Source organism: Halorubrum trapanicum (assembly GCF_002355655.1).
Taxonomy (GTDB): domain Archaea; phylum Halobacteriota; class Halobacteria; order Halobacteriales; family Haloferacaceae; genus Halorubrum; species Halorubrum trapanicum_A.
Genome location: NZ_AP017569.1, coordinates 2,030,190 through 2,043,990 on the forward strand (window position 1 = coordinate 2,030,190; position 13,801 = coordinate 2,043,990).

Genomic DNA, 13,801 nt, shown 5'->3' on the forward strand with positions numbered 1-13,801 from the left:
CCGAGCCGTCGGCCGGGTCCCGCTCACCCCAGCCGCTCGTCGAGGATGAGCCGCGTCTTCGTCGACTTGACCTCGTCCATCTCGCGGGCCTGCGTGATCAGTTCGTTGACCGCGCGCGTGTCGACCGCGTCGACGACGAGGACGACGTCCTCCTCGCCCGAGACCTGCCAGACGAAGTCCACCTCCTCCCACTCCACCATCCGCTGGCCGACCGCGTCGGTGTTGACGTTCATCTCCACCGAGATCTCGATCATCGCCTTCACGTTGCCGGTGCGGGTCGTCACCGTGAACCGCTCGATCACGCCCTCGTCGGTCATCCGGTCGACACGGTTGCGCACGGTCCCCTCGGAGGTCCCCACCCGGTCCGCGATCTCCGTGTACGGGGTCCGCGCGTCCCGTCGCAGGATCGAGAGGATCCGTCGGTCGAGGTCGTCCATACCGGTTCCTCTCTCCCCCGTCGCCTTACCCGTTACGAATATCGTAACGAACCTTCGAACGACGCATTTATTATCCTTTGCGCGTACGTTTCTCGTAATGTCGGACGCCTACATCGCGCTGGCCGACGGCCGCGTGCTCGAAGCGCGCGCCCGTGCGCCGGGGCGGACCCGCGGCGAACTGGTGTTCACGACCGCGTACACCGGCTACGAGGAGTCGCTCACCGACCCCTCCTACGCCGAGCAGGTGCTCACCTTCTCGTACCCCCTGATCGGGAACTACGGCGTCCGAAGCGAGCGGTTCGAGTCCGACTCGGTCCAGCCCCGCGCGGCGATCGCCCGCGAGTTGACCGACGACGTCGCCGACTGGCTCGCCGGCGAGGGCGTACCGGCGGTCGACCACGTCGACACCCGCGAGATCGTCACCACCGTCCGCGAGGAGGGCGCGATGGCCTGCGGGATCGCCGCCGGCCCGGACGCGACCCCCGAGGACGCGGTCGAGGAGATGGAGGCGTGCAAGCCGATGAGCGACCACGTCGACATCGGCGCGCAGGTCTCGGTCGCGGAGCCGACCGTCCACGAGGGCGCCGACGGCGTCGACGTCGACGTCGCGATGCTCGACTGCGGCGCGAAGGGCTCGATCGTCTCCTCGCTCACCGAGCGCGGCGCCGACGTCCACGTCCTCCCGTACGACGCGACCCCCGAGGACGTGGCCGCCGTCGAGCCCGACGTGCTGTTCGTCTCGAACGGCCCGGGCGACCCGGAGAACTTCGTCGCCGCGCAGGAGGTCGTCGACGAGTTCGCGGGCGAGCTCCCGCTCGCGGGGATCTGCCTCGGCCAGCAGGTGATCACGAGCGCGCTCGGCGGCTCGACCGAGAAGATGGCGTTCGGCCACCGCGGCGTCAACCAGCCGGTGAAGGACCTCCGCACGGACAAGGTCGTGATGACGACGCAGAACCACGGCTACACGGTCGACGACACCGGCCCGCTGGAGGTGACGCAGGTGAACGTCAACGACGACACCGTCGAGGGGCTCGACAGCGAGGAGCTGGACGTCATCACCCGTCAGTACCACCCCGAGGCGAACCCCGGCCCGCACGACTCGCTCGGCTTCTTCGACGAGGTGCTCGACCTGGCGACCTCGTCGCGTCGAGTCGCGGCCGACTGACCGCTCGCTCACCGAGTTCTCGCTTTTCCGTTCCGGCGCCCTCCGCTGACCACACGGAGTACCACTCGGCCGACGCCCGCGACGTTCGTTCCCCGTCTCCTCTCGGTTCGTCCTTCCCCGTCTCCTCTCGGTTCGTCCTTTCCCGTCTCCTCTCGGTTCGTCCTTCCCGCTTGCTCCGCTCCTCGCCGCGGACCGGCGACGTTTTCTCCCGTCCCCTCGCAGGGTGACGCATGCCAACCGAGATCCTGCTCACCAACGACGACGGGATCGACGCCGTCGGGATCCGGGCGCTCGCGGACGCGCTCTCGCGCGACTACGACGTGACGGTCGTCGCGCCCGCGACGAACCAGTCCGGCGTCGGCGGCGCGCGCTCGTGGTGGGACACGACGGTCGACTACACCGAGACGGACCGCGGCTACGCGGTCGAGGGGACCCCCGCCGACTGCGTCGCGGTCGCGGACGTGGCGCTCGGGCTCGACCCCGACGTCGTCGTCTCCGGCTGTAACCACGGCCCGAACATCGGCGCCCACATCCTCGGGCAGTCCGGCACCGTCGGCGCCGCGATGGAGGCCTCCTTCCTCGGCACGCCCGCGATCGCGGTCTCGCTGTACGACCGCGGCAACCTCCCCGTGCCGCCGACGCTGGACAACGGCGACTTCGCGGTCGCCGGCGAGGTCGTCGCCGACCTGATCGACCGCGCCGAGTCCGGGAGCCACGCCGGCGACGGAGCGGGCGGCGGCCTCGAACTCCCGTTCGGCGCCGACGTGCTGAACGTCAACGTCCCGGCCGCGGACGACGAGGCGGCGGCGGACCCCACCTACCGCCTGACCGAGCCCGCCCGCGGCTTCGACGTGATCGAGTTCCGCCCGGGCGAGGAGGGGCCGGACGAGGAGAACGTCCCCGAGGGCTGGGAGTTCGGCGAGCGGCGCGGCGAGATGGGGATGGAGCTGCGCGACCGCTTCTGGCGCGAGTTCCTGCGCGGAAACGTTCAGGACGACCCCGGCTCGGACCGCCGTGCGGCCGTCGAGGGCGAGGTGAGCATCTCGCCGCTGTCGAGCTCCCGGTCGGTCGCGGGCGAGAAGGCGGGCGACCTCGTCGAGCCGGCCCGGGGCGCGGAGACGGGCGCCGACTGACGGGGCGCCGCCGCGGAAACGGGAGCGCGAACGGCCGACCTCAGCGCCGCCGACGGGGCCGCCGCCCGCTGCCGGCGAACTCCGCCGCGAGCCGTCCGAGGTACCACACGACCACGAGCCCGAGGCAGAACCCGAGCCCCGCCCCGGCCAGCAGCTGTATCGGCGACGGGTCCAACTGGAGGGCGATAAGCGGCGGCGAGGCCGTGACGATCGCGAGCAGCACGAGCTTGATCTTCCGGTTTCCGGCCTCCCGCTCCGCCTCGGAGATGGGTCCTACCACCGCGCTCCCCCTCGCGTTCCGACGGCTCCCGGCGCGACGCTCATGCGCCCACCACGCTCCCGCCGACCATCAAGGCGACGAACCCGTTCGGTCCGCCCGGCGTCGACGCCCGGTCGCCGCGGCGACCGACCGCGCCGATCGGAGGCGGCCGGTGAAAAGCCTCTCGACCGTTCACGCCGGTAGCGGGCCGTTACCCCCGTGAACGGTCTCGGTCGTTTAAGCCGCTCCGAGCGCTTCGTGTCGAGTGCCCCTACCCGCCGTCCCGGACCGCCGTCACGGCGCGTCGCGGCGGCCGTCGTTCGCAGCGCCTCGCCGACGCGGCGAGCCCGGGACCCGCCCCTCCCCGCCGTTTCGCGGCGCTTTTGACCCGACCCCGACAAGCGAACCGTATGGACGACGAACTCCGCGAGCGCGTCGCGGCGGCCGGCGAGGCCGCGGCGCTTTTCAACGCGCTCAAGCACGGCAGCGACCCGGACGTGGGCGCGATCATGGGGCCGCTCATGGGCGAGAACCCCGAGTTCCGCCCGCACGGCGACGAGATTCCGGGCGTCCTCGGCCCGGTCGTGAACCGGGTGGGCGAGATGGACGAGGCCGAGCGCCGGGAGCGGCTCGGCGAGCTCGCGCCGGAGAAGCTCGCGGAGCTGGAGGCCGACGACGAGGCCGACGACCGCGTCCTCCCCGACCTCCCGAACGCCGAGGCGGGAGAGGTCGTGATGCGCGCCGCGCCGAACCCGAACGGCCCGTGGCACGTCGGTCACGCGCGGATGCCCGCCGTCATCGGGACGTACAAGGAGCGGTACGACGGGGAGTTCATCTGCCGGTTCGACGACACCGACCCGGAGACGAAGCGGCCCGACCTCGACGCGTACGACGCCATCTTAGCGGACATCGAGTACCTCGGCTTCGAGCCGGACCGCGTGGTCTACGCGTCCGACCGGCTGGAGACGTACTACGACCACGCCCGCGAGCTGATCGACCTCGGGGGCGCGTACACCTGCTCGTGTTCCGGCGAGGCGTTCTCCGAGCTGAAGAACGCGGGCGAGGCGTGCCCGCACCGCGAGAAGGACGCCGAGACGGTCCGCGAGGAGTTCGAGGCCATGGTCGACGGCGAGTACGGCTCCGGCGAGATGGTCCTCCGCGTGAAGACCGACATCGAGCACAAGAACCCCGCGCTGCGCGACTGGGTCGCCTTCCGGATGATCGACACGCCGCACCCGCGCGAGGAGGCGGCGGAGTACCGCTGCTGGCCCATGCTCGACTTCCAGTCCGGCGTCGACGACCACCTCACGGGCGTCACCCACATCATCCGCGGCATCGACCTCCAGGACTCCGCGAAGCGCCAGCGGTTCGTCTACGACTACTTCGGCTGGGAGTACCCCGAGGTGCTCCACTGGGGCCACGTCCAGGTCGACGAGTACGACGTGAAGCTGTCGACGTCGACGATCAAGGGGCTGATCGAGGACGGCGAGCTGACGGGCTGGGACGACCCGCGCGCGCCGACGATCCAGTCGATGCGGCGTCGCGGCATTCAGGGGCAGGCCTTGGTCGACTCGATGACCGACCTCGGGATGTCAACCTCCGACGTCGATCTCGCGATGTCGTCCGTCTACGCGAACAACCGCGACCTGATCGACGACGACGCGAACCGCTACTTCTTCGTCCGGGACCGCGAGAACGACCCCGCCGTCGAACTCCCGGTCGTCGACGGCGACGCGCCCGCGCCCGACGCGGGCCACCCGCGGTTCCACCCCGAACACCCGGACCGCGGCGAGCGCGAGGTGCCAGCCGGCCGCGTCGTCGTCGAGTCCTCCGACCTCCCGCCCGAGGGCGAGCGCGTCTGGCTGAAGGGGTACGGCCCCGTCCGCTACGAGGGCGACGAGCTCGCCTTCCTCGACGCCGACATCGAGATCGTCCGCGAGGGCGACGTGGACGTGGTCCACTGGGCGCCCGCCGACGAGGGGCTCGACACCCTCCTGCGGACGGTCGACGGCGACGTGCGCGGGATCGCGGAGCCGGCGCTCGCGGACGTCGACCCCGACACGGTCGTCCAGTTCGTGCGCGTCGGCTTCGCCCGGATCGACGCGTTCGACCCCGAGGCGACCGACGAGGACGACGGCCCGGACGGCTCCGAGGACCTGCTGGCGTACTACGCGCATCCGTGAACTGCCGTTCGGCCGGTCGGCGGCGCTCCGCCCGGCCGCCCGAATCCGTTCGTCGCGGGCTTTAAACCCGCGACCGGCGAAGCGGGGGCAACGATGGCCATCGACTCGAACTTCGAAGTGAACCGCGAGCGGGTCGACGAGGAGGACGGGGTCGCCGTCTGGGGCCCCGTCGAACCGCCGGAGAAGCAGGGGATCCGCGGGACCCACGTCGCGGTCGACTTCGACATCTGTCTCGCCGACGGCGCGTGTCTGGAGGACTGCCCGGTCGACGTGTTCGAGTGGGTCGAGACGCCGGGGCATCCGGAGTCCGAGCGGAAGGCGAACCCCGCCGACGAGGACCAGTGTATCGACTGTATGCTCTGCGTGGACGTCTGCCCCGTGGACGCGATCGACGTCGATCCCGGGCGCGAGAACCGCTTATAAGTAGTCGTTGTCGGTGTAGGGACGGTTTCCGTCGTTCGAGTTTTTATAAGTAGTTGACTGAGGAGCGACGGTGAACACCGCCAAAGCCCCAGCCGCTCGGCTGTACGTGGTCGGCTGTGGATCAGCGGTGGACACCGCCAAAACCCCAGCCGCTCGTTTATAAACAGCTAACTGTGGATCGGCGGTGAACACCGCCAAAGCCCCAGCCGGGAGGCCGCCGTACGCTCGCTGCGCGCTTCACTCGGTCGCTCACTCCGTTCGCTCCCTCGTTCCAGTGCTTGCGTCGCCTACGGCGGCCTCCCGGCTGCCCCTTTGAGTCCACCCCGCTGCGACCGCACAGCACCTCACGCCTCCCCAGCCTCGTCGCTGGCGGCTTCCGCCGCCAGCGACTCCCTCGCGCGTGCGACTCGCGGCCGTCGCTTCGCTCCGGCCGCTCGCCGGCACGCGCCACCGCGGATCTATTTATAAGTAGTCGTCGCCGGTCCGCTCAGTCGCTTATAAACCGCTCCCGCTCTTTGCGCGCGAACTCGGTGCCGTACCGCTCCACGAGCGGGACGAAGGCGTCGCCGAGGGCGCGCATACACGCGCTCGTCGAGACGAAATCGAGTTCGTCGGCGACCTCCGCCCACGGCCGACCCTGGAGGACCTTTCGGACGAACAGGCGCTCCGCGCGGTCGTCGAGGTCGACGCCGTCGCCGCCGCTCCCCTCGATCAGCGCCGCGAGCGCGAGGTCGCGGAACGCGCCGGGCGCGCTGTCGTACATCCCCGGGCCGACCGACGCGCCGACCACCGAGCGCCACTCGGTCTCGGTGAGGTCGACCGGGACCGGGGCGGAACACGCCCGCAGCGCGCCGCGGACCACGTCCGGGTCGACGTCGCGGTGCGCGTCCGAGAGCCCGTCGCGCTCGCGGTCCCGGAACGCGACCGCGTGGCGGTCCAGCAGGTCGCGGCCGGCCGCGGTCTCCGGGCGGAGCATGACCGCGGAGTACTCGCCGGAGGCGTCGTTCCGGCTCGTCGAGAGGTGGACGGTGCGGTAGCCCGCCCGGCGCCAGAAGCGGAGCAGTCGCGGCGTCGCGCCGTAGCCGACGGAGAAGTAGTCGAAGTCGCCGTCGCCGGCTCCTCTCTCGTCGCCGTCGTCCTCGCCGCCGGCCCCCCGCTCGCCGCCGAACTCCGCGTGGACCTCGTCGAGCAGGCGCGAGCCGAACCCCGCGTCCCGGAGCGCGTGGTGGGTCGCGATCCGGACCGTCCGCAGGCCGCGCGGCTCGGCCGCAGCCTCGTCGCGCAGCTGGCTCGTGAGCACGTCCGGCACCATGTTCCCGCGGACGCGCTCGCCCTCGTACATCCCGCGCCGCGTCTCGGCGTTGAGTCCCCCCTCGCGCGCGAGGAGCGCGACCGCGACCACTCGGCCGTCGGCGACGAGCGCGCGGGCGAGGAGGTTCGGCGCGTCGAGCAGCCGCGCGAGGTCGTTCGGCTCGGTCCGGTAGTGGGCGGCGACGAGCAGCCCGAACGCCTCGCCGAGCAGCGTCTCGTCGGTGAGCAGGTCCTCCGGGTCGAGCGCCCGATACGTCGCGTCCTCGACGGCGGCGTCCGCGACCGCGTCGTCGACCGCGGGCCGGGCGTCCAACAGGAGCGCGCGCGACGCCCACGCCTCGACCGGGTCGTTGCGCGCGTACCGGATCGGCTCGTCGAGCCGCACGTCGCGGACCGAAAAGCGCGAGTCGAGCAGCCGCTCGCGGAATCGGACCGAGAACCCCCGGCCCGCGCCTTCGTAGCCGTGGACCGTCGTGCAGAACGCGACCGCGGGCGCGTCGAGGAACCCCTCCAGCAGCCGCACCGGGAGCGCCGCCGCCTCGTCGACGATCGCCGCGTCCGCCCCTCCCGCTGCCGCCGCGGCCGCCGCGGGCGACAGGAACCGGACGCGGCCGCCCGCCGGCGTCCGGAGTTCGCGCTCGTCGCGGTCGCGGTCGCCGTCGAGACCGCCCCCGTCGTCCCGCTCGCTCGCGGTGGCGTCTCCCCCCGTCTCCGCCGCGATCAGTTCTCGGGCCCGGGCGAACACCTCCGCGGCGTTCCGGAACGCGGGCGCGGTGACGAGTACGTCGCTCCCGGCGAGCGCGAGCGCGCCGGCCGCCAGCCCGGCCGCGCTCGACTTCCCGCGCCCGCGGTCCGACTCGACCACGACGGCTGAGCCGGGCTCGGAGAGCGACTCGAACGCCCGCAGCGCCCGCGCCTGGTCGGCCGTGCGGCAGGCGCCGTACGCGGTCGCGGGGAACGCCGACCCCGGGGGCGCGCTCTGGTCGCTGCCCCCGCCGACCGCATCGGATCGGTCCGTGGCGTCGCCCTCCGAGCCTCCCGCCCCCGTCAGGCCGTCGCGTTCGACGGCGTCGCCCTCCGGACCCGCTCCGAGCGCGACGACCGCGATACCGGGATGCGTTCGGAGCGTTCCGACGAGGCGCTCGCGGAACCGCCCCGTCACGTCGTCGAGGCCGTACGGCGGCACCGCGAGCGAGTCGTCGAAGCGGTCGCGGATCCCGGGCCAGTCGTCGAGCGCGGGCGCGAGCAGGATCAGGAGGCCGCCGCCGTCGACCGCGCCGACCGCGCGGCCGAGCGCGTTCGGGACGAACCGCTCGTGGCAGTCGAGGACGACCGCCTCGCGGGTACGCCCCAGTAGCTCGTCGGCGTTCCGCGGGCGCACCTCCTCGAACCGGAACCCCTCGCGCGTCGTGACCAATGTGACGTCCCCGTCGTCGACCCCGAGCGACTCGACCGCGTCGTAGGCGGCGTCGACCGCGCGGTCGCGGTCGCCGGCGAGCACGAGGACGCGCCGATCGTTCGTTCGCTCGGCCTCGGCGCGCAGGTCGCGCGCGACTCCCGCGATCATCTTCGCCCGTCGTTGCCGAGGCGCGGACATGTGTCTTGCCCTCCGGACCGCCGTCGTCCTCGTTACCGGGTCGCCTCGGCGGCGCGCCCGCGAAGGCGGGAGGCTTACGGACGCTCGGCGCGTCGCTCCGGGCATGACCACGGTCACGCTCATCGGGACCCGGCTCGCGGACGTGGGCCGCGAGTTCGTCTACGAGGGGGAATCGACCGACTGCGAGGGGTGCCCCTACCGCGGCCAGTGCCTCAACCTCTCAGAGGGCACCCGCTACCGGGTGACCGGGATCCGCGAGAACGCCCAGACGCTCGACTGCGCCGTCCACGACGCGGGCGTCCGCGCGGTCGAGGTCGAGCCCGCCCCAGTCCCCGCGAACGTCCCCTCGAAGCGCGCGTACGCCGGGAGCAAGGCGTCGCTCGCCGGTCCCTGCCCGCACACCGAGTGCCCGAGCCACGGCTACTGCGTCCCCGACGGCGCCGACTTCGACGAGGAGCGCGTCATCGACCAGGTACTCGGCGAACCGCCCCACGAGACGTGCGCGCTCGACCGCGACCTGACGCTCGTGGAGTTCCGCGCGGAGGAGTGAGCGGTCGGAGCGGGCCGACCGTCCGGAGCGCTACAACGACGTGATCGCGTTCAGCGTGATCCGGATCGCGCGCTCGACGTTGTCCTTCGCCTTCTCCGGCAGCTCGTCGTCCGAGTCGGCGCCCTTCTGCGAGCCAGCGACGAGGTTGCCGTCGACGGTACAGATGGCGCCAGCCGCGAGCCCCTTCCGGCGCGCGAGCGAGAAGACGGTCGCGGCCTCCATCTCGATCGCGAGCAGGTTCGCGTCGTTCCAGTCGGCGACGTACGCGTCGTCCTCGTTGTAGAACGCGTCGTCGGAGACGATCGGCCCGACGTGGATCTCCTCGTCGTTGTCCTCGGCCGCCCCGACCAGTCCCGTGAGCACGTCGTAGTCGGGAACCGCCGGGTACACTTCGTCCTCGTACCGCTTGCTCGTCCCCTCCTCCTTGGCCGCGCCGGTCGCGACGACCATGTCGCCGACCTCCATGTCGGCCTGGAGCGCCCCGCAGGTGCCGCACCGGACGAACGTCTCGACGCCGACCCGCGAGAGCTCCTCGACGGCGATGGCGGCCGACGGGCAGCCGATCCCGGTCGAGCAGATCGTGAGGTCGGTCCCCTCGTAGCTCGCGTTCACGATCTTGTACTCGCGGTTCTGCGCGACGACCTCGCTGTCGTCGCAGAGGTCCGCGATCCGGTCGACGCGGCCCGGGTCGCCCGGGATGACCGCGATGTCGTGTACGTCGCCCTCCTCGACCAGCAGGTGCGGCTGTTTCGCCATACGAGCGGGGACAGCCGCCGCGCGCAAAAACGGACCGGTCGGCGGGCGGGGTATCGGCGCGAGACGGATTTAATATCGCGCTATGAAATTTATAATCGGGTCCAGATGCCGTCAACCTCCTCTCGACGAGACGGACGGAATCGGCCCGGATCGGCCGATTTATCGCCCGATAACTCCCAGTTCGAATATGCCCGACGCTGACGCCTCGCTCGTCTCGACGCTCGGCGCCCTCACGATCGCGTTCCTCGTCGTCGCGCTGGTCGCGGGAACGCTGCTCGACTTCAACTGGACGCAGGCGGTGCTGCTCGGCGGGTTCGCCGGCGTCGTGGCCGTCGCGTCGGCGTGGCTGACGGACCGGCGGGCGGACGGCGACTGAGCGGGTCCGTCCAGGTTCTGACCGCGCGAACCCGAGTATCGCGACTGAGAGCCCGGACGGAGGATTTTATACCCGTTCGGCGTCGACATCGGATAATGCGATTCAATCGCGACCGTCGGGGCCAGTCGGTCGTGGTCGGAACGGTGGTGCTGTTCGGCTTTCTGATCCTGGCGCTCTCGCTGTATCAGGTACAGATCGTGCCGCAAGAGAACGCGGAGGTCGAGTTTCAGCACTTCGAGGAAGTCAGGAACGACCTCGTTGAGCTCAGGAACGGAATCTTATCGGCCGGGAGCTCCGAGCGTCCGCAGTTCGTCGACGTGAAACTTGGCACGAACTACCAGACCCGGACGTTCACGATCAACCCACCCGACCCGGCGGGAACGCTACGGACGAGCGACGCGTACAACATCACAATCCGCGACGACTCCGGCACCACCGTGAACGTCTCGACGCGGTTCATCGAGTACCGGCCGCGGTACAACGAGCTCGAATCGGGGTCGACGTGGTACGACAACTCCGTTCTGTACCTCGCTGAGGCGGGCTCAAACCGTCCTGCTGTGATCATCGAGGACCAGAACATCTTGGTCGACAACGACACGCTCAGGCTGACCGCCGTCCAGAACGAGTTCAGCGCGTCCGGCACTCGGAGGGTCGCTGTGGAAATATACCCGACGACCAACGCCAGCAACCTGTCGGAATTGAATGGGACGCTTGATATCCGAATCCCGACACGATTAGGGAGTGGAGATGGCTACTGGAACGAGTCGATTGACAACGGCTCTATCACGTATCAGGGCATAGACGACTCCGCTTACCCCTCGTCGAGCGAGGTATCAGCGCTACTGCTTCAGGCGGATAGCCCGGACAACGTCACCGTGAACTCGGTCGGAATCCAATCAGAGCCGGCTGGGGAGACGGCGAAAGACAACGTTGGCCCAGCGGACAAAAGTGAGGGCGCCAGTGATCCTGACCCCCCAATGAATAACAATCCATCTTTCAATACGCTTACCGCAACTGTTGATGATTATAATAACGGTCAGGACGCGATCAGAGAGGTCAGCGTAAGTGGAAATATCGATAATGTTGACTCAAATGGGGATATCGAAATAGAACTCGATTATAACGATGGAAGCACAAATTCGAGGAAAATCTCAATGAACAGTAGCTTCAATAGGATCTTTGATACAGGGAGTGGTAATATGGGACCGAGCAGTATCGGAGTAACTATTGTACTATCAGATGCGACTGGAGATATCTATACGACCTGTACTAGTGATAGCGATCTAACTGGTGGAGGTAGTGAGTTAAATTTGAACGATTTTACTTGTAATTAGAACATTAATTTCGCAAAATCCTCTCAGTGAAATTTATGCTCCTCTGTTTAGCGCCGGCTCCTGTTGGTATCTTATAATACAGTCCTCAGGCTGACTAGGTCTAACCGTCTAAACAAAGTCTTGATTGTAATGTAGTTGGAACACTATACGATTCCGGAACTACTTCCACAATCGACGTAAACCACTATCGACACACCCATATGCCGGCCGCATGAACGACCGTGTATGACCGCAGTCGGGATCGACGGCATCGAGATCTGGACCGGGAAGCTCAAGCTCGACCTGCCGGGGACGTTCGCGCCGGAGAAAGGCGACGACCCCGAGAAGTACACGAAGGGACTCGGGCTCAACAACTCCTCGTTCCCCGACGTGTACGAGGACATCGTCACGATGGGGGCGAACGCCGCCAAGGGCCTGATGGACCGGAAGGGGCTCGAACCCGAGGACGTCGGCCGGATCGACGTCGCCACCGAGTCGGCGTTCGACCACTCGAAGCCGGTGTCGACGTATATCGCGGGCTGCCTCGAACAGGTGTACGACGGCGACTTCACCCACGCGAACAAGGGGGAGCGCAAGTTCGCCTGTCTCGCCGGCACGCAGGCGATAGACGACGCGTACAACTGGATCCGAGCGGGGCGGAACCGAGACCGACCGGCGATCGTCATCACCACGGACACGGCGCTGTACGCCCGCGGTGACCCGGGCGAGGCGACGCAGGGCGCCGGCGCCGTCGCGATGCTGATCGACGAGGATCCGTCTATCGTCGAACTCTCGACCGATCAGGGCTACGGGTCGAAAGACGAGACGGACTTCCTCAAGCCGAACCAGCAGTTCCCCAGCGTCGACGGGAAGCGCTCGGTCCAGGTGTACCTCTCTCGGATGCGCGAGGCCTTGGAGGACTACGAGTCCGTCACCGACGACATCGAGCTGGAGGACTTCGCGTACGCCCCGTTCCACACGCCGTTCCCGGGGATGGTCCGGAAGGCGGCACTCTTAGCCTACCGGCACGTCATCCGCGACACCGCCCACGAGGACGCACTCGCCGACGAGATCGGCCGCCAGCCCCGCGAAGCCGAGTACGAGGACCGAGAGGCCTACGAGGAGGCGATCCGCGGGTACATGGACGAGCTGAAGACCACCGAACAGTACCAGACGTGGTACGACACGGCCGTCGAGCCGACGCTCGGGCTCTCCCGCGAGGTCGGTAACTGGTACACCAGCTCCGTCCATATCGCCCGCGTGAGCGCCCTGCGAGACGCGCTGAAGCGCGACCGGGAGTTCGTCGGCGACACGCTGCTCGTCGCCTCCTACGGCTCCGGCGCGCAGGCCGAGATCCACGCCGAGACGATCCGCGAGGGGTGGCGGGCCGAGATCGAGGGGCTCGACATCGACGCCCAGCTCGACGCCCGCTACGACCTCGCGTGGGACGAGTACGAGGACGTCCACGACGTCCACGAGTACGACATGGACGTCGAACGCGAGATCGAGGAGTTCACCCAGCCGGACGGGGAGTTCGTCTTCACCGGCTGGGGGCGGATGAACGAGCGGAAGTACGAATACGTCGAGTAGGTCGCGTCGTATCTGCCCGGTTTCTCCGATCCGTGAGTCGCCCGCAGCGGCCCGAAACCCCGTGAAAACGGCTCACACGGGCCGTACACGATACGATGGTTTTAAACGACGCTGGCGTGAATCGACACCCAATGGTAACCATCTACGACGTGCCGGCCGACGACCTCATCGAGGCCGTCGCCGCACGGCTCGAGGACCGCATCGACGAGCCCGACTGGGTTGAGTTCGCCAAGACCGGCGCCGGCAAGGAGCTCCCGCCGGAGCAGGACGACTTCTGGTACGTCCGCTCCGCGAGCCTCCTGCGGAAGGTCGCCCAGAACGAGCCGATCGGCATCGAGCGGCTCGCCACCGAGTACGGCTCGAAGAAGCGCGGCTCGAACCGCTACGTCGTTCGCCCCGGCGAGCACGAGGGCGGCTCCCGCAAGCTCATCCGCTCGTCGCTTCAGGCGCTCGAAGAGGAGGGGCTCGTCACCACCGCGAGCGGCGAGGGCCGCCGCGTCTCCGACGAGGGCGAGGCGTTCCTCTCTGAGGTCGCGACCGAGGTCTTCGAGGACCTCGACCGCCCGGAACTCGAACGCTACGCGTAGACCGTCTTTCTGTTCGTTTTCGTCGAAATTCGATAGCCGCAGCCCCGCCCAGCGCCGCCGAGACGCCTGATCTGTGACGTTTCGTCGTTTCTCCCCGCCGCTCGGTAGTCTCCGCCGATCG

The 13,801-nt window shown here is 68.9% G+C and carries 13 protein-coding genes; 9 read left to right on the forward strand and 4 right to left on the reverse strand.

The window, feature by feature from the left end; translation table 11 throughout:
* Positions 1–23 precede the first annotated feature (23 nt).
* Positions 24–437, reverse strand: coding sequence for an Lrp/AsnC family transcriptional regulator (locus tag CPZ01_RS09865; protein WP_006114390.1), 414 nt, complete (start codon positions 435–437; stop codon positions 24–26).
* Positions 438–534: 97 nt separating this feature from the next.
* On the opposite strand from CPZ01_RS09865, the gene carA reads away from it, so the two are divergent.
* Both carA and surE read left to right on the forward strand, forming a co-directional pair.
* A complete protein-coding gene (carA, locus tag CPZ01_RS09870) occupies positions 535–1,602 on the forward strand; it encodes a glutamine-hydrolyzing carbamoyl-phosphate synthase small subunit (protein WP_096394594.1) in 1,068 nt (355 codons plus the stop codon).
* Between the two features lie 230 nt (positions 1,603–1,832).
* Positions 1,833–2,735 (forward strand): 5'/3'-nucleotidase SurE, encoded by a 903-nt coding sequence (surE, locus tag CPZ01_RS09875; RefSeq protein ID WP_096394596.1) that lies wholly within the window; start codon positions 1,833–1,835, stop codon positions 2,733–2,735.
* Between the two features lie 40 nt (positions 2,736–2,775).
* On the opposite strand, the gene CPZ01_RS09880 is transcribed toward surE, so the two are convergent.
* The gene (locus CPZ01_RS09880) at positions 2,776–3,015 is read right to left on the reverse strand and encodes a hypothetical protein (RefSeq protein WP_096394599.1); all 240 of its coding nucleotides are present in this window, start codon (positions 3,013–3,015) and stop codon (positions 2,776–2,778) included.
* A gap of 389 nt (positions 3,016–3,404) precedes the next feature.
* On the opposite strand from CPZ01_RS09880, the gene CPZ01_RS09885 reads away from it, so the two are divergent.
* Together CPZ01_RS09885 and CPZ01_RS09890 are read left to right on the forward strand one after the other, a co-directional pair.
* Complete coding sequence (locus tag CPZ01_RS09885; RefSeq protein ID WP_096394601.1) at positions 3,405–5,177, forward strand: glutamate--tRNA ligase; 1,773 nt, start codon at positions 3,405–3,407, stop codon at positions 5,175–5,177.
* A 93-nt stretch (positions 5,178–5,270) separates the two neighbouring features.
* Positions 5,271–5,600 carry a 4Fe-4S dicluster domain-containing protein gene (locus CPZ01_RS09890; protein WP_096394603.1) on the forward strand — a complete coding sequence of 110 codons (330 nt, stop codon included), beginning with the start codon at positions 5,271–5,273 and terminating at the stop codon, positions 5,598–5,600.
* A 487-nt stretch (positions 5,601–6,087) separates the two neighbouring features.
* Here the strand turns inward: CPZ01_RS09890 and tmcA are convergent, their stop codons facing one another.
* Positions 6,088–8,478 (reverse strand): tRNA(Met) cytidine acetyltransferase TmcA, encoded by a 2,391-nt coding sequence (gene tmcA / locus CPZ01_RS09900; RefSeq protein ID WP_096394607.1) that lies wholly within the window; start codon positions 8,476–8,478, stop codon positions 6,088–6,090.
* A gap of 133 nt (positions 8,479–8,611) precedes the next feature.
* Between tmcA and CPZ01_RS09905 the strand changes: the two genes are divergently transcribed.
* The gene (locus CPZ01_RS09905; protein WP_096394609.1) at positions 8,612–9,058 is read left to right on the forward strand and encodes a UPF0179 family protein; all 447 of its coding nucleotides are present in this window, start codon (positions 8,612–8,614) and stop codon (positions 9,056–9,058) included.
* A gap of 30 nt (positions 9,059–9,088) precedes the next feature.
* On the opposite strand, the gene CPZ01_RS09910 is transcribed toward CPZ01_RS09905, so the two are convergent.
* Positions 9,089–9,814 carry a nucleoside phosphorylase gene (locus CPZ01_RS09910; protein WP_096394611.1) on the reverse strand — a complete coding sequence of 242 codons (726 nt, stop codon included), beginning with the start codon at positions 9,812–9,814 and terminating at the stop codon, positions 9,089–9,091.
* Positions 9,815–10,001: 187 nt separating this feature from the next.
* On the opposite strand from CPZ01_RS09910, the gene CPZ01_RS09915 reads away from it, so the two are divergent.
* The 4 genes from CPZ01_RS09915 to CPZ01_RS09930 all read left to right on the forward strand — a co-directional run bounded on the left by CPZ01_RS09915 (position 10,002) and on the right by CPZ01_RS09930 (position 13,680).
* Positions 10,002–10,190: a hypothetical protein gene (locus tag CPZ01_RS09915; RefSeq protein ID WP_096394613.1), complete on the forward strand. Its 189-nt coding sequence runs from the start codon at positions 10,002–10,004 to the stop codon at positions 10,188–10,190.
* Positions 10,191–10,285: 95 nt separating this feature from the next.
* On the forward strand, positions 10,286–11,524 hold the full coding sequence (locus CPZ01_RS15010; protein WP_157745951.1) for a hypothetical protein: 1,239 nt from the start codon (positions 10,286–10,288) through the stop codon (positions 11,522–11,524).
* 225 nt (positions 11,525–11,749) lie between these two features.
* Positions 11,750–13,093 carry a hydroxymethylglutaryl-CoA synthase gene (gene hmgB / locus CPZ01_RS09925; RefSeq protein WP_096394617.1) on the forward strand — a complete coding sequence of 448 codons (1,344 nt, stop codon included), beginning with the start codon at positions 11,750–11,752 and terminating at the stop codon, positions 13,091–13,093.
* Between the two features lie 131 nt (positions 13,094–13,224).
* A complete protein-coding gene (locus CPZ01_RS09930; protein ID WP_004597278.1) occupies positions 13,225–13,680 on the forward strand; it encodes a 30S ribosomal protein S19e in 456 nt (151 codons plus the stop codon).
* Positions 13,681–13,801: the final 121 nt, after the last annotated feature.